Source organism: Egibacter rhizosphaerae (assembly GCF_004322855.1).
GTDB lineage: Bacteria > Actinomycetota > Nitriliruptoria > Euzebyales > Egibacteraceae > Egibacter > Egibacter rhizosphaerae.
In genome coordinates this window covers 810,270-828,545 of the sequence record NZ_CP036402.1, presented here as the reverse complement: position 1 = coordinate 828,545, position 18,276 = coordinate 810,270, and the positions used below count along the sequence as shown (strand labels likewise).

Genomic DNA, 18,276 nt, shown 5'->3' with positions numbered 1-18,276 from the left:
ACGTCGATGCGTTGCCGTTCGCACCCCGCACCCACGGTCATGCGGGCCTCCTCCCCCGGGCCCGTGGCAGGACCTCTCCCGACAGGCAGAGCATCGGATGGGCGGGCTGATACCTACGGGCACGGTGTGACGTGTACACGTGCGTTGGCCGCATGGGCGGGCAGCCCACGTGTGTCCCCGGGTCCATCAGCCGCCCGCGCCCCCGGTGAATCAGCCGCCCACGCCCCCGGTGAATCAGCCGCCCGCGCCCCCGGTGAAGGTGAACGACCGCAGCCGCAGCGACGGGCACGTGACCATGCCCGTCACGAGCCCACCGTCGGCGAGCCGGTCGTCGTTGCCGACCCCGAGGACCCGTCCCGATCCGAGCGCATCGAGGAAGCTCTCGGTGAAGCGCAGGTTGCCGACGGCCCCCGCCACTTTCCCGTCCTCGATGCGGAACGTGCCGTTGCGGGTCAGCCCGGTCGCCAGCTGCGTCTTGGGCTCGAGTACCCGGACGTAGTGAAAGCTCGTGATGAGCAGGCCCCGTTCGACGCTGGCGACGAGATCCTGTGGGGAGGCCTGCCCTCCGAGCATCCGCACGTTCAGCGGCACCGCACCGAACGTCTCCCCGCCGGGAATGGCGCCCCCCGTGGAGACCGTGTCCGCGCGTTTCGCGGTGCGACGGTCGTGCACCACCGCACGGGTCACCCCGCCCTCGACGAGCGCGACGCGACGGCGGGGACTCCCCTCGGCGTCGAAGCCGAGGCCGACGGCCCGGGGATCCTCGGGGTCGTCGAGGATCGTGACCGACGGGTCGAACTGCGCCTCACCGAGCTCGGCGAACGAGCCGCCCTCGAGGTGGGTCTTCGCGTTGAAGCCGTACACCCCCAGGAAGGTCAGCATCGCTGCGACGGCCTCGGGCCCGAGCACGACGTCGAACGCGCCGGGCTCGACGTCCTCGAACTCCGCTGAATCGCGCGCGAGCTCCGCCGCCAGCGCGCCGGCGGTCGCGCCGTCCAGGTCCGACGAGCGGATCGAGGTCTGGTGCGCCGAACCCGCCGATCGGGCGGTCTGATGGATGCCGTCGAGGGTCGCGCGCGTCGAGGCGTCCGCGGCGCGGTGCTCCGCCGTGGACGCGAACGCGGCCCAGGTCGCCTCGGTGTCGACGTAGCCGGCCGCGTCGAGTTCGGGCCCGGCATCGACGAAGGCGCGGACGCGCTCAGCCCGGCCGGTCGGTTCGCCCGCGGCCGTGTCGGGATCGAAGTGTGCGCTTGCCGGCACGTCGGTGGGCGGGGTCGCCCCTGGCCAGTGGGGGTCGACGGGCTGCTGGCCCGCGGACGCGATCGCGGCGTCGATGGCCTCGCTCAGTGACGGCCGGTCGGTCGAGGTGGTCGAGGTGGTGGTGGTCCGGCCGTCGACCGCCAGGGTGATCGACACGGTGACCGTGTCCTCTCCCACGTGCTGGTGCACGAACGAGTTCGCGAAGCGCGTGAGACCGTGACGATTGCGGACGACGCCGACGTTCGCCTCCACCTCGGCGTGCGGTGCGGCCGCGGCGCCGCGCTCGGCGACGAGCGTCACGACGTCGTCGGCCAGGCGTTCCAGCGCGGTCGTGTCCGTGTCCATCGAGGCTCCTCGCTGCGGCGGCTGTGCGACGTGATCGTGGGCTCAGGTGGTGACACCGATTCGCACGTTCCGGAAGCGCCCGGGCGACGCGGGGTGACCGGTGTGGCCGACCTGCGTCGGTTGGCCCTTCCCGCAGTTCGGCACCCCCCACGGGTGCCACTCGCCCTCGCCGGCCAGCATGTCGAGGCTGGCCCAGAACCGCGGGGTGATGCCGGTGTAGGTGGGATTGCGCACCATCCGCACGCGCTTGCCGTCGCGCACCTCCCATCCGATCTCGCAGCCGAACTGGAAGTTCAGGCGGCGGTCGTCGATCGACCAGGACCGGTTGGTGGCCATCACGACCCCGTGCTTGGTCTCGCTGACGATCTCCTCGAGGCTGGAATCGCCCGGTTCGAGCCCCACGTTCGTCATCCGCACCATGGGCATCCGGTTGAAGCCGTCGCCGCGCACCATGCCACCCGGTGGCAGGCCGGCGAGGTGAGCAGAGTCGCGGCCGGACAGCACCCCGACCCAGGTGCCGCCCCGCACGATGTCGACGGCCTGGGCAGGGGTCCCCTCGTCGTCGTAGCCGAAGGTGGAGAGGCCCCGCGGGATGGTGGCGTCGGCCGTGATGTTCATCAGCTCGGAGCCGTACCGCAGCGAGCCGAGCTGGTCGAGCTCCAGGAACGAGGTGCCCGCGAACGCGGCCTCCCATCCGAGGATGCGGTCGAGCTCGATCGCGTGGCCGACCGACTCGTGGATCTGCAGTGCGAGCTGCGAGGATTCGAGGATGAGGTCGAGCTCACCGCTGGGACACGGCTCGGCCGACAACAACTGGACGGCCTCCTCGGCGACGTGCTGCGCGTTGCCGGGGAGATCGAAACGCCGGACCATCTCGTACCCGCCGGTCTCGACGTGCCCGAAGGACTGCGGGTAGCTGCGGCGCTGTGTCTCGTGCTCGCCCAAGGCGGTCGCGTCCATCCCGCACCCCGACTCGACGAGGTGCTGGTGGATGCGGTGGCCCTGGGACGAGACGAACCACTTGTCGGTGTCCCAGAACATCAGCTGGGCGCTCGCGACGCGGATCCCCTCGACGCCGGCCATCGTCTGCGTGGCCCCGACGATCACGCCCACCTTCTCGTCGAGCGGCACCGAGAAGGGGTCCTCGAGGTGCGGTGTCTCGTAGGAATCCTCGGCGACCGTCACGTCGGCAAGCTGGATCCCGCGCCCCGGTACGAGTGCGGAGGCCTTCGCCGTGGCAGTGGCCTCCGCGCCCGTGCGGCCGGCCGCAGCCTCATCGCCGAGGTCGCTGCTGGCGGCGAAGCCCCACGAGGAGCCGACGAGGGCACGGACCCCGAGGCCCGCGTCGAGGCTGTTGCGCACCGACTGCAGTTCCCCGTTCTGCGCGCTGAGCCGCTCGTGACGGCGGATAACCACACGGGCATCGGCGTACGTGGCGCCGGCCGCCAGGGCGGCCTCCACGGCTCGTGTCGCGGGATCGAACATCTCGTCGCCGGCTCCTGGGGTCGGGGTCGGATTCCGCGGTGCCAGAGCCTGCCGTCTCGGCGGCCGTTTCGCACGTTACCTGATCGTCATTCGTGGTTCGTGGCGTGTGTCACGGATCGCGCGCGCCGGTCGGCGAGGCGCTCGGCTCAGGTGCAGGTACCGTCGTCGGTCACGCCGCGCCGGCAGTGCGGGCGCTGCTCGGCGCTCTCCACGTACCAGCCGTCGCCGTCGTCGCGTAGCTCGAGCCGGGTGTCCGAACCCACCACGGCATCGTCCGCCAGTCCCCACTCGAGGTGGGCGCCGGTGGCCTCGCCCGTCTCGGGGTCCTCGTCCAGTACGCGCAGCGTCGTCTCCCACACGTCGCCCCCGAGACCGAATTCAGCGCCGACCTGCTGCTCGGCGTACGCGGTCAGCAGCTGGCCCGGTGCCTCGAACCCGGTGCCCTCTCCGAACCCCTCGGGGACGTCGATCTCGCGCCAGTCCCCGACGCCCGGCTCCCACCCCTCGGGCAGGTCGTCCGGTGGCGGGAAGTACGTCCGCAGCTGGTCGACCAGGCCCTCCTCGGAGCGCAGCGGTGCCGGCTCGCCGAGCGCGGCCTCCTCCTCGGCGTCGGCGTCCCCCGGGTCCTCGGTGGCCTGCAGTTCGGCTTCGAGTTCGGCGGCGCGGTCCTCGGCGGCGTCGCGGGCCCCTTCGAGGTCGGTGATGCGCGCCTCGGCCTCCTCGAGCTCGGCCTCGAGCTGGGCGATCCGCGACTCGGCGTCGTCGAGCTCGGTCTCGAGCTCGGCCTGCGGGTCCTCGTCCTGCTCGTTCTCGGCGGCGGTCTCCTCGCCTCGGTCGTCCTCGCCCGCCTCCTCGGCGCAGGCCGCCAGGACGGTCACGCCCAGGGCGATGACGAGGGCGGCAACGAGCACGACACCCGGCGAGGTGACGGGTCGGCTCGGTCTCATCAAGAACCTCCTACTGGATGCGCGGCAGCGGTCCAGTATCGAGCAGGCACACCGGGTTCGCGAGGCCGGGCGCATCGGGCCGCTCGCCGTGGCCCGCGACCGCTCGTCCCGGCTGAGACGCCGCTCGGCGATCCACGGTTGACCGCTCGTCCAGCGGCGCGGAGTCTCGGGGTGCGCCGGCGAGGCGAAGGCCGTGAGGAGGTCGAGCCGTGTCCGCATACGCCCGTGCCTATCACCACAGCATGTCCGATCCGGAGGGGTTCTGGGGCGAGGCGGCCGCCGCGATCGAGTGGACCCGACGGCCCACGAGGATCCTGGACCGCGAGGCCCGCCCGGCGCCCCGCTGGTTCGCCAACGGGGAGCTGAACACCTGCTACAACGCCGTGGACCGGCACGTCGAGGCCGGCCGCGGCGACCAGTTGGCGCTGATCCACGATTCCCCGCTCACGGGACGGACCCGGCGGTTCACCTACACCGAGCTGCGCGACGACGTCGCCCGGTTCGCGGGCGCGCTCGCCGGTCTGGGCGTCTCGGCGGGCGACCGTGTGCTCATCTACCTGCCGATGGTGCCCGAGGCCGCGGTGGCGATGCTCGCGTGCGCGCGGCTGGGTGCGATCCACTCGGTGGTCTTCGGCGGGTTCGCGGCGCGCGAGCTCGCGGTGCGGATCGACGATGCGCGGCCGGTGGCGGTCGTCGCCGCCTCGTGCGGGGTCGAGCCCGGACGCGTCGTGCCCTACATGCCGCTCGTCGAGCGCGCGCTCGAGCAGGCCGAGCACACGCCGGATGCCTGCGTCGTGCTGCAGCGCGAGGAGCAGCCCGCCGAACTCACGTCCGGACGCGACCACGACTGGGAGGAGCTCGCCGCGGCCGCCCGGCCGGTGGGGTGCACCCCCGTCGCGGCGACGGACCCGCTCTACGTGCTCTACACGTCCGGGACGACCGCCAAGCCCAAGGGCGTCGTCCGCGACAACGGCGGCCACGCGGTCGCGCTGCGCTGGTCGATGACGGCGATCTACGACACGGGGCCCGGCGAGGTCTTCTGGGCCGCGAGCGACGTCGGGTGGGTGGTCGGCCACTCCTACATCGTCTACGCGCCCCTGCTCGCGGGTTGCACGACCGTGATGTACGAGGGCAAGCCCGTCGGCACGCCCGATGCCGGCGCGTTCTGGCGGGTGGTCGACGAGCACGGTGTGAAGACCTTGTTCACCGCCCCCACGGCCTTCCGCGCGATCAAGAAGGAGGACCCGTCGGCCTCCCATCTCGCGCGCTACGACCTCTCGCGGTTCTCCGCGCTGTTCCTCGCGGGCGAGCGGCTCGATCCCGACACCTACGACTGGGCCGCGAAGGTGCTCGACCGGCCCGTGATCGACCACTGGTGGCAGACCGAGACCGGGTGGCCGGTCGCCGCCAACCCCCTCGGCCTCGAACCTCTGCCGATCAAACCCGGTTCGCCGACCAAGCCGATGCCCGGCTGGGACGTCCGCATCCTCGACGATGAAGGTAAGGAGGTCGCCCCGGGGCGGGAGGGAGCGGTCGCGGTCCGCCTGCCGCTGCCGCCGGGTGCGCTGCCGACCCTCTGGAACGACGACGACCGCTTCGTCGACGCCTACCTCTCCCGCTACCCGGGGTACTACCTCACCGGCGACGGCGGCCTGATCGACCAGGACGGCTACCTGTTCATCATGGGCCGCATCGACGACGTGCTGAACGTCGCCGGCCACCGACTGTCGACCGGCGCGATGGAGGCCGCGCTGGGAGCGCATCCGGCGGTCGCCGAGTGCGCGGTCATCGGCGTGGCCGACGACCTGAAGGGGGAGGCCCCGGTGGGGTTCGTCGTCCTCTCCGACGACGCGGAGGTGCGCGATCACACGACGTTGGAGCAGGAGCTGGTCGCGCTGGTCCGCGAGGAGGTCGGGCCCGTCGCGGCGTTCAAGCGCGTGGTCGTGGTCGACCGTCTGCCGAAGACCCGCTCGGGCAAGATCCTGCGCCGCAACATGCGCGAGATCGCCGATGGGCAGCACCCCGCCGCGCCGTCGACGATCGAGGACCCGGCGGTGCTGGAGGAGGTCGCGACCGCCCTCGGCGGGCAGTCGCCGTAGGCGTGAGACCCGAACCCGTCGCATCGGCGGACCCTCCGAGGGGGCGTGGCGCCATCGTTCGCGCGTCCACCGTGGCAGCATGGACAGGCTGAACCCGGTCCTCGTCGTCGCGGCCCGTGCGTGCTCGGTGCGGCTCGGCCGCGCGGAGGTCGACCCACATGACGAACAAGCTGCGTTGGTTGCTCGTCGCGGAGTCCGGCGAGTTCCACACCAAGTCACTGCAGACGCGGCGGCGCTTCCGCCGCGTCCTGCGGTCGCGCTTGCGCGCGGGGCTGGCCACCCGGGCGCCCGCGGCGTGGGTGGTGCGCCCCCGTCGGCGCCCGCTCATGATCCGCGCCCCGGAGCACGCGGTGGAGTCCGCGGCGGCCGTCGCCGCTCACACCTTCGGCGTGCACGCGGTGCGGGAGGCGGTCCCGTTCGCTGAGCGTCCCCTGGACCTGCTGATCGGCGAGCTCGGCGAGTACCTGCGTCCACGCGTCGCGGGACGGACCTTCGCCGTGCGGGCGCGCAAGCGTGGCGGGCAGCGGTGGCGGACGAACGACTTCGCCGCGGATCTCGGGGCACGGCTCTTCGACGCCTCGGCCGGCGTCGATCTCGAGTCCCCCGAGGTCGAGATCAAGGTCGAGCTCTTCGGGGACACCGCCTGGGTCGTCGAACGCGAGTGGCCCGGACCGGACGGGTTGCCGCTCGGCACCCAGGAGCGGGTCGTGAGCTTGCTCTCGGGCGGCTTCGACTCCGCCGTCGCCGCATGGATGCTCATGCGCCGGGGCGCCCCGACCGACTTCTTGCACCTCATGCTCGAGTGCGCGCAGAGCGACCACGCGACCGCGCTCGCACACCACCTCGTGCGGGAGTGGGCGCCGGGGACGCGACCCCGCGTCTGGATGCTCGATGCCGAGGCGGTGAACGGCGTGCTCACCGAGCTGGTCCGCTCGGACCTGCGGCAGATGGTGCTCAAGCAGGTCATGTTCACCGCTGCGGATCGGTTCGCCGAGCGGGCCGGCTATCCGGCCCTCGTCACGGGCGACGCCCTGGGGCAGGTGTCGAGCCAGACCCTGTCCAACCTCGTCACCCTCGACGCGTACACGAGTCGCCCCGTGCTGCGCCCCCTCGTCGGCCTGCCGAAGGAGGAGATCGTCGCGCAGGCCAAGCGGCTCGGTACCCACGACCTGTCGGCGCGGGCGAAGGAGGTCTGCGACCTCGGGAACGGGCCGGTCTCGGTTGCGGCGAGCCCGCACGACCTCGCGCGGGCCGGAGGGGACGTCGTCGAGGCGCTGGTGGAGCAGTCCCTGGCGGGACTGCGGGTGCTCGACGTCAGCGAGTGGGTTCCCGGGATGTCGGCGGTCCCCGTGTCCGGCGAGCCGCCCGAGGGCTCGGAGTCCGTGCACGTGGACAAGCCCGGCGACGATCCGGCGGTGCCGCACGGGCGTCCGATCGCCGTCGGCGGTCGTGGGGCGGTGTCGGTCGCGACGCGGCTGGCGGCGGTCGGTCACGACGTGCGCGTCGTGCACCCGGCGGCAGCCCCCGGGCTGTCGGAGGGGAGCCCGCGGCGTGCGGCCGGCACCGGATCGCGGCAGGATGCCGCATGATCCGAGCCTTGCCCGGCGCCCCACGGCCGCCCCGGGGGGCGTGACTCGCAGCGGCGGATGAGGGGCCATGCGCAACACCCACCGCACCGACAATCCGTGGGAGGACCGGGTCGGCTACGCGCGGGTGTGGGTGGGGTCCCCGGCTGAGGCATGACAGCGCCGCCGCACGGCCCCACCCGAGCAGCGGTCCCACCCGAACAGTGGCCCACGCGAGCAGCGGTCCCACCCGAACAGTGGCCCACCCGAGCGTCCTCGTCAGTGGGCGGTGCCGATCATCGTCTTGCCGCGCGGGGGCGTCCAACTCTCGAGCGACCAGGCCATCTCCCAGAAGCGCACCTCGTGGTGGCAGCTCCGCTCGAAGGCGCGAGCCATCCGGTCGCGCTCGGACGGGCTGGCCCGTTCGGCCAACTCGTCCACCCCGCGCTGGAACTCGGCGAGCAGGTTCTGCACCTCGTCGGTGGCGTAGAACGCCCACCAGCCGTGGAAGGGGTTGTCGTTCGCCGGCGGGTCCTCGCTCATCGCGCGCGTGCAGGCCCAGATGTAGGTCCACGGGCAGGGCAGCAGTCCGGCCATCAGCACCGGCAGGGAATCACGGGCGCAGAGCTCCATGTGGTTGACGTACGCCTGGGCCGACGGAACGAGGTCCTCCTGGCGGACGTCGTCGTAGCTGATGCCGACCGCCTCGCACATCACGTGGTGGGGATGCTGCTCGTCCTCGAGCAGGAACCGGATCTGCTCGTTGAACCAGGCCATCCACCGGCGGTCGGGCGATCGGGCGACGCCGAGCCCGTAGCAGCGGATGAACGCGTTCAGGTACTGGTGGTCCTGCCCCACGTAGTGGATGACGCACTCCCGTGGGAGGGTCCCGTCGTGCAGCCCCCGCAGGAAGGGGTGGGCCCAGAAGGACTCGAACAGGTCCTTGTGCTTCGCGCCCAGGTCCGCACTGAAGCTCATGCTCGCTCACGCTCCTTGAAAGGCGAGCGAGGGACACATGCGACGACTCGATCCGGTGCGACGGCACCGAGGGCCGAGCGTGACACCACGTTCCCTCCGCTCGTGTCAACGAGGTCAGGTTCCACGGGTTCCGGCCGTCGACCGGTCTCAGTCCCGTCAGGGACGCCCCGCGTGGTTACGCGTCCGAGCGTAACCGACACAGCCGGCGGACGCGCGAACACGGCTGCGAGGCCGAGCAGGACCGGCTGCTCCCCGCCGAGCTACCCCTCGGCTGCGCGCCTCGGAGGCGCGTGGCGCAGAGCTCGCGCCCGCTCCGGTCGAGGGGTGATCACCGACGCGCCCGCGCCGAGAACGGCGCCCACGGCACTCTCTGTCTCGGCGCCGAACCCGCGCACGGCGATGCCGTGCGCCGAAGCCTGCTCGACCAGTTCGCGGTCGATCCAGTCCCACCGGCAATGGAGCGCCTGCGCCCCGACGTCGGCCGCGTACACCCACGGGCGGTACAGCCCGAAGTCGAACAGGACCGCGGTCGCGAGCGGTGCGCAACGCTCTCGGGCGAAGACGAGGCCGCGGTGGTCGTAGGAGGACAGGACCACCCGCTCGACCATCCCGTGCCGCTCGACCGCCGCCACGACTGCAGCGGACAGCTCCGGCATCGGGGTGCCGGGCCCGCCCTTCAGTTCGATGTGCAGGGTCAGCCGCTGCTCGGCGCCCCACTCGAGCACCGCATCCAGGGTCGGGATGCGCTCCCCGGCGAACCGGGGAGCGACCCAGGCCCCCGCATCCAACGCGGTGAGCTCGTGCGCGGTGAGCCCGCCGACCTTCCCGGACACGCCGGTGGTGCGGTGGACATCGGCGTCGTGGATGACGACCGGCACCCCGTCGGCCGAGAGCTGGACGTCGAACTCGATGCCATCGGACCGCAGCCTCGCCGCCTCTGCGAACGCCGCCAGCGTGTTCTCCGGGTGCGTCGCCCGCGCCCCGCGGTGGGCGATGATCTCGGGGGCCCGGGCGAGGGGGGTGGGTGAGGCGGCGGTCACCTCGATCCCCCGCTCACGCGACCGTCGGGCGGCACCGGGGTCCGCCCCGGGCGCAGCTCGTCGACCCCCTCGCAGACGTAGGTGGGCTGGAACGCGCTGGACGCCAGCGCGTCGCGGGTCGTCACGCCCGACAGGACGAGCGCGGTGTCAACGCCGTGCTCGGCGCCCATCGGGATGTCGGTCCCGAGCCGATCCCCGACGATCAGCACCTGCTCGCGCGGCAGCGCCATACGGGCGAGGACCGCATCGAGGAAGGACCCCGAGGGTTTGCCGAGCACCAAGCTGACCGGATGTCCCGTCGATGTCTCGAGCGCGGCGATGATCCCTCCGCAGTCGGGGATCTCGCCGTCCGCGGTGGGGTAGGTGGCGTCCGCGTTCGTGGCGATCAGCTCGGCCCCGCGGCGGATCGCGCGGAAGGCGGTGGTCCACTTCGCGTAATCGAAGGTCCGGTCGAACGCCGCCACGACGCACGCGATCCGGTCGGGATCGTCGCTCTGGGGGATCCCCGCCTCGTGCAGCGCTTCCACGAGCGGAGGCTCCCCGATCACGTAGACCGGCCCGCGCGGCTGCACACGCAGATGGGTGAGCAGCGCGGTCACCGAGGTCTGCACGTCCTCGGTCCGCACGTCGAGACCGAGCTCGGTCAGCCGGGCGGCGTGTGCGGCCGCGGGCACGAGCGGGTTGTTCGACATCACCGCAAAGGGCCGGCGGTCGCGGCGCAACTCGTCGACGAGCTCGCGCGCGCCGGGTAGCACCTGCGAACCGCGTACCAGGGTGCCGTCGATGTCGAAGATGTAGCCGGCGTATGGCCGAACCCACCGCATGCCACCCCCTTGCTCGTCCGTCGCTCGCGGAGACGGTAAGCTGTAACGATAAAGTCCACAACTGTTCCGTCTCGGGTTGCTCGATCGTCACCCGCGGCCGACCCCCTGGGTCCCGTGGTGGCCGAGTCCGCCCGAGAACGATCGGCAGGGTCGCCACCGGCCATCGGAGGGTAGGTGAGGGGGGGCAACGCTGGCCGCCGCCCGACGCTGCGGGACATCGCGGACGCCGTGGGCGTGTCGACCGCGCTGGTCAGCTTCGCGCTGAACGACCGCGCGGGAGTGTCGGCCGAGACGAAGGCGCAGATCCTTGCCGAGGCCAGCCGGCTCGGCTACCGGACCGATCCGGTGGCCCGCGCGCTGCGCACCGGGCAGAGTCGGTTGTTCGGAGTGGTGGTGCGCAACCTGCAGAACCCGTACTTCCTCGACGTGGTCGGGGGTATGCAGGAGGCCGCCGTGGCGGCGGGAGCGGGGATCGTCGTCGCGGACGCGGACTACTCCGCCAACCTCGAAGCGCACCACGTCGAGACGTTCGCCGCCTACCGCTTCGACGGCTTGGCGGTCGCGCCCGTCGGTACCGGCGCGGCGATCGCCCAGTGGCAGGACCTGCGTCCCGACGTCCCAGCGGTGGTGCTCAACGCCAGCGTGCCGGGGCTGGACGACGTGGCCCGCGTCTCACCCGACAACGCGACCGCCGTCCGGCTGGCCGTGGAGCACCTCGCCCAGCTCGGGCACCGACGGCTGGGGTTCCTGACGGCGCCCGCGGAACTGATGGCCGACTATGACCGCCTCGAGGCCTTCCTCGCGCTCACCGCGGAGCGCGATCTCGAGTCCCGCCCGATCGAGACGCCGCTGAACCTGCGGGCGGTTCACGATCTCGTCGGCCGGGCACTGGTCGGCAGTGAGGCGCCCTCCGCGTTCATCACCAACTCCGACTTCACCGCGCACGCCGTCTACACAGCCGTGCGCCAACAGGGACTGCGAGTGGGCCACGACGTGAGCGTCGTCGGGCATGACGACCTCGCCACCTCCGAGCTGCTGGACCCACCCCTGACGACCATCCAACTCGACGTTCGGGCCCTCGGCCGGGCCGCGTTCGCGCGCTTGTGGGGTGCGGGATCGAGCCGCACCCACCTCGAGCCGGTGCGCTTGGTCGCCCGCGGCTCGACCGGGCCGCCGCCCAGCTGATGCGGGGGGTGCGGCCGCCACCCCTTGACACCAGCCGTCTTGCGCTGCTTTGCTTAAACGATCTAGTGTCCTGAATCGTAAGTTCGTTGCATAATGTGGTACGATCCCTTCCTCCGATGAGAGGATGGGCGATGGCGGCTCGTGGCAGGCCAAAGGCCACGTTGGAGCTGTCCGATGAGGACCGGGCGACGCTCGAGCGGTGGGCGCGCCGTCCCAAGACGTCGCAGCGGTTGGCGCAGCGCTCGCGGATCGTGCTGGCGTGCGCGAGGGGCGCGTCGAACCGGGAGGTCGCCGCCGAGCTGGGCGTCAGCGAGGCGACGGTGGGCAAGTGGCGGCGACGGTTCGTCGCTGGCGGTGTGGACGCGTTGGCGGATGCGCCGCGGCCGGGCGCGCCCCGCCAGATCACCGACGCCGACGTCGAGCGGGTGATCACCAAGACCTTGGAGGAGGCCCCGCCGGATGCCACGCACTGGTCGACGCGGTCGATGGCCGCCGCGGCGGGCATGTCGCAGACGGCAGTCAGCCGCATCTGGCGCGCGTTCGGCCTCAAGCCGCACCTGACCGAGACGTTCAAGGTCTCCACCGACCCCGACTTCATCGACAAGGTCAGAGACATCGTCGGGCTCTACCTCGACCCGCCCGAGCGCGCGGTCGTGCTGTGCGTGGACGAGAAGTCCCAGACCCAGGCGCTCGACCGCACCCAGCCGGTGTTCCCGCTGCTGCCGGGCACCCCCCAGCGGGCCACCCACGACTACGTCCGCCACGGCACCACCAGCCTGTTCGCCGCCTTGGACCTGGCCACCGGCAAGGTCATCGGCCAGCACCGCCGCCGCCACCGCGCCGCCGAGTTCAAGACGTTCCTCAACCAGATCGACGCCGAGGTGCCCGACCACCTCGACGTGCACCTGGTGCTGGACAACTACGCCACCCACAAGACCCCAGAGATCCAACGCTGGCTGCTGCGCCACCCGCGCTTCCACCTGCACTTCACGCCCACCGGCGCCAGCTGGCTCAACCTCGTCGAGCGCTGGTTCGCCGAGCTGACCACCAAACTGCTGCAGCGCAGCACCCACACCTCGGTGCAAGCCCTCGAATCCGACATCCGCGACTGGATCGCCACGTGGAACGAGAACCCCCGCCCGTACGCGTGGCACAAGACCGCCGACGAGATCCTCCACGCCCTCTCCGAATATTGCCAACGAATCTCCGACTCAGGACACTAGAGTCCCTTTTCCACGAGCTCGGAGGGGTGGTCGTGGCACAATCCCCGGCGCGTTCATGCGGGGCACGAGAGCTGTGGTGGCGATGACCCCCGAGCGCCCGCTGGACCCCCAACCAGCGGTCCCGAGAGAGGTCTGGGCGCACATGTCACGGGTCGAACTCCGCAACGTGGATAAGTGGTTCGATGACACCCAGGTGTTGTTCGACGTCTCGTTCACCGCCGAGGAGGGCGAGTTCGTCGTGCTCCTCGGCCCGAGTGGCTGCGGTAAGTCAACGTCGCTGCGCCTGCTCGCCGGCCTGGAGGACGCCGGCTCGGGCGAGATCCGCATCGGCGACCGGGTCGTCAACGAACTGCCCGCCGCGGCGCGGGGCATCGCCATGGTGTTCCAGAACTACGCGCTGTTCCCCCACCTGTCGGTCCAGGAGAACATTCTGTTCGGCCTCAAGGTCCGGCGCGTGGAGAAGAGCGACCGCGCTGACCGTCTCAGGCGCACCTCGGAGCTGCTGGGCCTGACCGAGTACCTCGACCGCAAGCCCGCGCAGCTGTCCGGCGGACAGCGCCAGCGGGTCGCGCTCGGGCGGGCGCTGGTCAGCGGCTCCTCGGTCATCCTCATGGACGAGCCGCTGTCCAACCTCGACGCCAAGCTCCGCCAGCAGATGCGTCTCGAGTTGCGCTCGCTGCAGCGCGAGCTCGGCCTCACCGTGGTGTACGTCACGCACGACCAGGTCGAGGCGATGACGATGGCCGACCGCGTCGTCGTCATGCGCGACGGGGCCGTGGACCAGGACGCCGATCCCCGCACCCTGTACCAAGCGCCAGCGCGCGCCGAGGTCGCCCGCTTCATCGGCTCGCCGCCGATGAACCTGATGGACGGCAGCGCGACGGGCGGGCACGTCGAGATCGCCGCCTCGGGGGTCACCATCGAGGTCGACCGCCCCGACGAGCTGGTCTCGGAGGTGCTCGTCGGCATCCGACCCGAGGACATCGAGCTCGAGGGGCGCGGCATCGCCCTGCCCGCGCGCGTCACCACGACCGAGTTGCTCGGCGCCGACCAGCTCGTCCGGCTCGATGTCGGCGGTGCGCACGAGCTGATCGCTCGGTTGCACCCGAGTACGCCGGCCGAGCCCGGGCACGAGCTCACGCTGCACCTGCCGGCGAGCGCCATCCACCTCTTCGACGCCAGGGACGGCCGCCGTCTCGCCGTGCAGGCCACCGCCCCGTCCGCGTCGGGCACCAGTCACGCAACGAAGGGATGATGAACATGCAGCGGATCCGAATCCGCCGGCACCTTGCTCTGCTCGCCGTGCTCGCGGGCCTCGGCCTGCTCGCGGCGGCTTGTGGCGAGGACGAGGCCGGTGAGGCGGGACAGGACACCCTCGACGAGGCCACCGAGGACGATCCCGTCGAGATCACCATGTACTACCCGATCGCGGTCGGTGGGCCGCTCGAGGACGTGGTCGACGGCCTCGTGGCCGACTTCGAGGCAGAGCACCCGGAGATCCAGGTCAACCCGGTCTACTCCGGGAACTACGACGACACGATCGTCCAAGCCCAGAGCGCGATCGACGCCGGTGACGTCCCGGCGACGACCGTGCTGCTGTCCACCGACATGTTCTCGTTGATCGACGACGATCTGATCGTGCCCTTCGACGAGCTCGTGACCGACGAGGACGAGGAGGAGTGGCTGGACTCGTTCTACGACGAGTTCATGCTCAACAGCCGCGACGGCGAGGGCACCACCTGGGGCATCCCGTTCCAGCGGTCCACGATCGTGCAGTACTACAACAAGGACGCGTTCGAGGAGGCCGGACTCGACCCCGAGCAGCCACCGGGGACCTGGGACGAACTGGTCGATATGTCCGCCCAGGTCCAAGAGGGCTCCGATGTCGAGTGGGGCGTGCAGATGCCTTCCAGTGGGTTCCCCTACTGGCTGTTCCAGACCTTCACCACCCAGATGGGCGTGGAGATCGTGAACGACGAGGGCAACGAGGTCTACTACGACCAGCCCGAGGTCGTGGAGGCGCTCGAGTTCTGGCACTCGCTGAACGACGAGCACGGCGTGCACCCACCGGGGGTCGTGGACTGGGGCACCACCCCCGAGGACTTCCTCCAGGAAGAGACCGCGATCATCTGGACGACCACCGGGAACCTGGCGAGCATCCGCGACGACGCCCCCTTCGACTTCGGCGTCGCGCCGATGCCGGAGAACGTCGAGCCGGGTTCACCCACCGGAGGTGGCAACTTCTACATCTTCGAGGGTGCTCCGGAGGAGGAACAGCGGGCGGCCTTCCAGCTGATCCGCTTCCTCACCCAGCCTGAACAGGCCGCCGAGTGGAGCATCGAGACGGGCTACGTGGCCCCTTCCCCGGAGGCGTGGGAGACCGACCAGATGCAGGAGTACGTCGAGGACTTCCCCGAGGCCGAGGTGGCCAGGGACCAGCTGGGTGACACCGTTCGGGAGCTGTCGACGTACCAGCGGGGCGAGGTCTACGACATCGTGAACGACGGCCTCCAGGCCGCCGTCACGGGTGAGCAATCGCCCGAGGAGGCACTCGCCGACATCGACGAGCGCGCCAACGAGGTGCTCGAGCCCTACCGCTAGCCCGACCCAGCACCGACGGCGTCGGTGGGCCCGTGGAGCGCGTCACGGGCCCACCGGCCTTCACCCCGGGAGTCCCCCGATGGCTGCCCCCACCACCGACCGTCCGGCCGGCACCCCCGCGGGCGGCGAGCTCGGGATGCCGCGACGCACGCCGCTGAGCGCGTTGCGTCGGATCCCCAACGGGATGTTCGCCTGGCTGCTGATCACGCCGGCGATGATCATCCTGCTGGGCTTCAGCGTCCTGCCGATGATCACGACGATCTGGACGAGCCTGCAGGAGCCGGGCATCGGCGCTTCGATCGGCCCGGCCAACTACGAGCGGATGGTCGGCGACGGGGTCTTTCTGCAGAGCCTGCGGAACAACCTCGTGTTCTCGTTGGTGACGGTGCCGATCAGCCTGGCGATCGCCATGCTGATGGCCGTGCTGGTCGATCGCGAGATTCGCGCTCGTGGGTTCCTGCGAATGGCGTTCTTCACGCCGGCGATGCTGCCGGTGGTGGCCGCGGCAGCGATCTGGTTGGCCTTCTACCAGCCCAACTTCGGGCTCATCAACGCGATCGCCCAGGGGCTCGGGCTGCCAGGGCAGAACTGGCTCGGCAACCCCACCACGGTCCTGCCCGCGCTCATGGTGGTGATGGTCTGGAAGGAGGCCGGCTTCTTCATGTTGTTCTACCTCGCCGGGTTGCAGACGATCTCCCCCGAGCTCAACGAGGCGAGCAAGCTCGAGGGCACCGGCCGGTGGACGCACTTCCGACGAATCACCTTCCCGCTGCTCCTGCCGACCACCCTGTTCACCTCGATCGTCGGCGTCGCGAACAGCTTCAAGCAGATCGATTTCATCTTCGTGATGACCCAAGGCGGGCCGAACAACGCGAGCAACCTGCTGCTGTACAACATCTACCTGCAGGCGTTCCCGAACCGGAACCCCGAGTTCGCCGCGGCCATGACCGCGGTCCTCGTGCTGATCCTCGTGGTGCTGGCGGTCATCCAGATCCGGATGTTCGACAAGCGCATCCACTACCGCTGAGGGGCCGGCCGATGAGCGACACCTTCGTCACCCCCGACCGCGCCCGCCGGATCGCCCGCTGGGAGCGCACGGCCACGCGGCTCGAAGTGCTGGCCGCCTGGCTGATAGCGTTGCTGTGGCTCGCGCCGCTCGCCTACATCTTCTGGGCAGCGTTCCGCGAGACCGAGGTCGCGTTGAGCTTCCAACCGTTCACCGGGTGGACGTTCGACAACCTCGTCACGGTGTGGAACACCGCTCCCTTCGACCGCTTCTACTTCAACACGACCGTGCTCGTGATCGGGCTGAGCGCCGGGCAGATCATCCTCGGGTCGCTGGCGGCCTACGCGTTCGCCCGCTACCGCTTCCCCCTGCACAACTTCATGTTCACGCTCGTGCTGTTGCAGTTGATGATCTTCCCCGAGGTGCTGCTCGGTGAGAACTTCCGCCTAGTCGCGAATCTCGGCCTGGCCGACACCCTGGCCGGGATCGGCTTGCCCTATCTGGCGAGCGCGTTCTTCATCTTCCTGCTCCGGCAGTCGTTCAAGTCGGTGCCGCTCGAGCTGGTCGAGGCCGCCGAGGTCGAAGGAGCCAGTCGGCTCGAGATCCTCTGGAAGGTGTACGTGCCGGTGGCGCGGCCCACGATCATCGCCTTCGGGCTCGTGTCGGTGAGCTTTCACTGGAACAACTTTCTGTGGCCCCTCGTGATCACCCAATCTGTCGAGTCGCGACCGATCACCGTCGGGATCTACCGATTCCTGTCCCCAGAGATCGGCATCAACTTCACCGCGCTGACCGCCGGCACGGTGATCACGGTGCTGCCGCTGCTGGCCCTCTTCCTGGTCGCCCAGCGAGCGTTCATCCAGAACTTCCTGCGGTCGGGGATCAAGTAGCCGAGCCCCGCAACCAGGCGCGGAGGGTGTCGCGGCTGCGCCGCAGGCCCGGTCGCACGTCGTTGACGCGGAACGGGAAGATCTCGAGGATCACCATCCCGTCGAACCCGTCGGCCCAGCCCGGCACGAGACCGACGAGGTCCGCGGAGCCGTCGCCGATGGCGAGATGATCGTCCTCGACGCCGAGGTTGTCGTGCACGTGGTAGTGCGCGACCCGGGCCCCGAAGTGCTGCGCGGCGCGCGGGACGGCGCCGGACCCCTCGAGGTGCACGTGGGCGTGCCCGGTGTCGAAGGTCATCGCCACCGCGGGGTGGTCGAGCTCGTCGATCGCTGCCACGAGCGCGGCATAGTCGCCATCCGCGTGATCGGCGCCCACTCCGTAGTTCTCCACCCCGAGGACGACCCCCGCGTCGCGGGCGAGCTCGCCACACCATGCCAGCGGCTCGAGGGCCAGACGCAGCCACTCCGGCCGTGGGGCCTCGCGCCCGTGGCGCAGATGGACCACCACCACCTCGGCCGCCAGGGCCGCCGCGGCCTCGATGCTGCGGGCGAGCAGGTCGCCGCTCTCGCGCCGCTCCGCGGCGTCGGGGCTGGCGAGCGCCATGGGCTCGATCGGCGCATGCACCGAGCGTCGCAGGTCCCCGCAGGCGGCGCCGAGCCGCGCCGCGTGCGCCGGCCTCGGCACGTGCTCACCCTGCCACAGTCCCTCGGTGAGGAAGGCGAACTCGAGGGCGTCGAACCCTTCGGTGTGGGCTACCTCGATCGCCGCCTCCGCCGGGTCGTCGGGGAAGGCCCAGCTGGAGAACCCGATCGTCGCCATCGGCCCAC

Annotated in this window: 15 protein-coding genes and 1 riboswitch; of the genes, 8 read left to right on the top strand and 7 right to left on the bottom strand. The window is 70.9% G+C overall.

The window, feature by feature from the left end; translation table 11 throughout:
• Positions 1–234 precede the first annotated feature (234 nt).
• The 3 genes from ER308_RS03855 to ER308_RS03845 all read right to left on the bottom strand — a co-directional run bounded on the left by ER308_RS03855 (position 235) and on the right by ER308_RS03845 (position 4,037).
• Complete coding sequence (locus ER308_RS03855; protein WP_131153766.1) at positions 235–1,605, bottom strand: TldD/PmbA family protein; 1,371 nt, start codon at positions 1,603–1,605, stop codon at positions 235–237.
• Positions 1,606–1,647: 42 nt separating this feature from the next.
• Positions 1,648–3,090 (bottom strand): TldD/PmbA family protein, encoded by a 1,443-nt coding sequence (locus tag ER308_RS03850; RefSeq protein ID WP_131153765.1) that lies wholly within the window; start codon positions 3,088–3,090, stop codon positions 1,648–1,650.
• 146 nt (positions 3,091–3,236) lie between these two features.
• Positions 3,237–4,037, bottom strand: coding sequence for a hypothetical protein (locus ER308_RS03845; RefSeq protein WP_131153764.1), 801 nt, complete (start codon positions 4,035–4,037; stop codon positions 3,237–3,239).
• Positions 4,038–4,246: 209 nt separating this feature from the next.
• Between ER308_RS03845 and ER308_RS03840 the strand changes: the two genes are divergently transcribed.
• Positions 4,247–6,136, top strand: a complete 1,890-nt coding sequence (locus ER308_RS03840) for a propionyl-CoA synthetase (protein ID WP_131153763.1) — start codon at positions 4,247–4,249, stop codon at positions 6,134–6,136.
• Between the two features lie 158 nt (positions 6,137–6,294).
• Positions 6,295–7,725 carry a tRNA sulfurtransferase gene (locus ER308_RS03835; protein ID WP_131153762.1) on the top strand — a complete coding sequence of 477 codons (1,431 nt, stop codon included), beginning with the start codon at positions 6,295–6,297 and terminating at the stop codon, positions 7,723–7,725.
• A 255-nt stretch (positions 7,726–7,980) separates the two neighbouring features.
• Here ER308_RS03835 and tenA read toward each other — a convergent pair whose 3' ends face one another.
• The 3 genes from tenA to ER308_RS03820 form a co-directional block, all read right to left on the bottom strand.
• The gene (gene tenA, locus ER308_RS03830) at positions 7,981–8,679 is read right to left on the bottom strand and encodes a thiaminase II (protein WP_131153761.1); all 699 of its coding nucleotides are present in this window, start codon (positions 8,677–8,679) and stop codon (positions 7,981–7,983) included.
• A 73-nt stretch (positions 8,680–8,752) separates the two neighbouring features.
• A riboswitch (TPP riboswitch) is annotated at positions 8,753–8,859 on the bottom strand.
• A gap of 80 nt (positions 8,860–8,939) precedes the next feature.
• The gene (locus ER308_RS03825; RefSeq protein WP_165491802.1) at positions 8,940–9,719 is read right to left on the bottom strand and encodes a glycerophosphodiester phosphodiesterase; all 780 of its coding nucleotides are present in this window, start codon (positions 9,717–9,719) and stop codon (positions 8,940–8,942) included.
• Positions 9,716–10,543: an HAD-IIA family hydrolase gene (locus ER308_RS03820; RefSeq protein WP_131153759.1), complete on the bottom strand. Its 828-nt coding sequence runs from the start codon at positions 10,541–10,543 to the stop codon at positions 9,716–9,718. Before ER308_RS03820 ends, ER308_RS03825 begins: the two co-directional genes overlap by 4 nt.
• Positions 10,544–10,717: 174 nt before the next feature.
• Between ER308_RS03820 and ER308_RS03815 the strand changes: the two genes are divergently transcribed.
• From ER308_RS03815 to ER308_RS03790, 6 genes are all read left to right on the top strand, one after another.
• The gene (locus tag ER308_RS03815; protein ID WP_131153758.1) at positions 10,718–11,728 is read left to right on the top strand and encodes a LacI family DNA-binding transcriptional regulator; all 1,011 of its coding nucleotides are present in this window, start codon (positions 10,718–10,720) and stop codon (positions 11,726–11,728) included.
• 131 nt (positions 11,729–11,859) lie between these two features.
• On the top strand, positions 11,860–12,951 hold the full coding sequence (locus tag ER308_RS03810; protein ID WP_131153200.1) for an IS630 family transposase: 1,092 nt from the start codon (positions 11,860–11,862) through the stop codon (positions 12,949–12,951).
• 142 nt (positions 12,952–13,093) lie between these two features.
• Positions 13,094–14,206, top strand: a complete 1,113-nt coding sequence (locus ER308_RS03805) for an ABC transporter ATP-binding protein (protein WP_165491801.1) — start codon at positions 13,094–13,096, stop codon at positions 14,204–14,206.
• Between the two features lie 5 nt (positions 14,207–14,211).
• Complete coding sequence (locus ER308_RS03800) at positions 14,212–15,552, top strand: ABC transporter substrate-binding protein (protein WP_131153756.1); 1,341 nt, start codon at positions 14,212–14,214, stop codon at positions 15,550–15,552.
• Positions 15,553–15,715: 163 nt separating this feature from the next.
• The gene (locus tag ER308_RS03795) at positions 15,716–16,579 is read left to right on the top strand and encodes a carbohydrate ABC transporter permease (protein WP_131156888.1); all 864 of its coding nucleotides are present in this window, start codon (positions 15,716–15,718) and stop codon (positions 16,577–16,579) included.
• Positions 16,580–16,590: 11 nt separating this feature from the next.
• Positions 16,591–17,448 carry a carbohydrate ABC transporter permease gene (locus tag ER308_RS03790; RefSeq protein WP_131153755.1) on the top strand — a complete coding sequence of 286 codons (858 nt, stop codon included), beginning with the start codon at positions 16,591–16,593 and terminating at the stop codon, positions 17,446–17,448.
• On the opposite strand, the gene ER308_RS03785 is transcribed toward ER308_RS03790, so the two are convergent.
• Positions 17,441–18,268: a sugar phosphate isomerase/epimerase family protein gene (locus ER308_RS03785; RefSeq protein WP_131153754.1), complete on the bottom strand. Its 828-nt coding sequence runs from the start codon at positions 18,266–18,268 to the stop codon at positions 17,441–17,443. The genes ER308_RS03790 and ER308_RS03785 overlap by 8 nt on opposite strands.
• Positions 18,269–18,276: the final 8 nt, after the last annotated feature.

What these genes read in the sequence shown, in the direction of transcription:
- ER308_RS03790 (WP_131153755.1), top strand. Translation starts at nt 16,591, where the DNA reads ATGAGCGACACCTTCGTCACCCCCGACCGCGCCCGCCGGATCGCCCGC.
- ER308_RS03850 (WP_131153765.1), bottom strand. Translation starts at nt 3,090, where the DNA reads ATGTTCGATCCCGCGACACGAGCCGTGGAGGCCGCCCTGGCGGCCGGC.
- tenA (WP_131153761.1), bottom strand. Translation starts at nt 8,679, where the DNA reads ATGAGCTTCAGTGCGGACCTGGGCGCGAAGCACAAGGACCTGTTCGAG.
- ER308_RS03845 (WP_131153764.1), bottom strand. Translation starts at nt 4,037, where the DNA reads ATGAGACCGAGCCGACCCGTCACCTCGCCGGGTGTCGTGCTCGTTGCC.
- ER308_RS03835 (WP_131153762.1), top strand. Translation starts at nt 6,295, where the DNA reads ATGACGAACAAGCTGCGTTGGTTGCTCGTCGCGGAGTCCGGCGAGTTC.
- ER308_RS03855 (WP_131153766.1), bottom strand. Translation starts at nt 1,605, where the DNA reads ATGGACACGGACACGACCGCGCTGGAACGCCTGGCCGACGACGTCGTG.
- ER308_RS03800 (WP_131153756.1), top strand. Translation starts at nt 14,212, where the DNA reads ATGCAGCGGATCCGAATCCGCCGGCACCTTGCTCTGCTCGCCGTGCTC.
- ER308_RS03820 (WP_131153759.1), bottom strand. Translation starts at nt 10,543, where the DNA reads ATGCGGTGGGTTCGGCCATACGCCGGCTACATCTTCGACATCGACGGC.
- ER308_RS03785 (WP_131153754.1), bottom strand. Translation starts at nt 18,268, where the DNA reads ATGGCGACGATCGGGTTCTCCAGCTGGGCCTTCCCCGACGACCCGGCG.
- ER308_RS03805 (WP_165491801.1), top strand. Translation starts at nt 13,094, where the DNA reads ATGTCACGGGTCGAACTCCGCAACGTGGATAAGTGGTTCGATGACACC.
- ER308_RS03810 (WP_131153200.1), top strand. Translation starts at nt 11,860, where the DNA reads ATGGCGGCTCGTGGCAGGCCAAAGGCCACGTTGGAGCTGTCCGATGAG.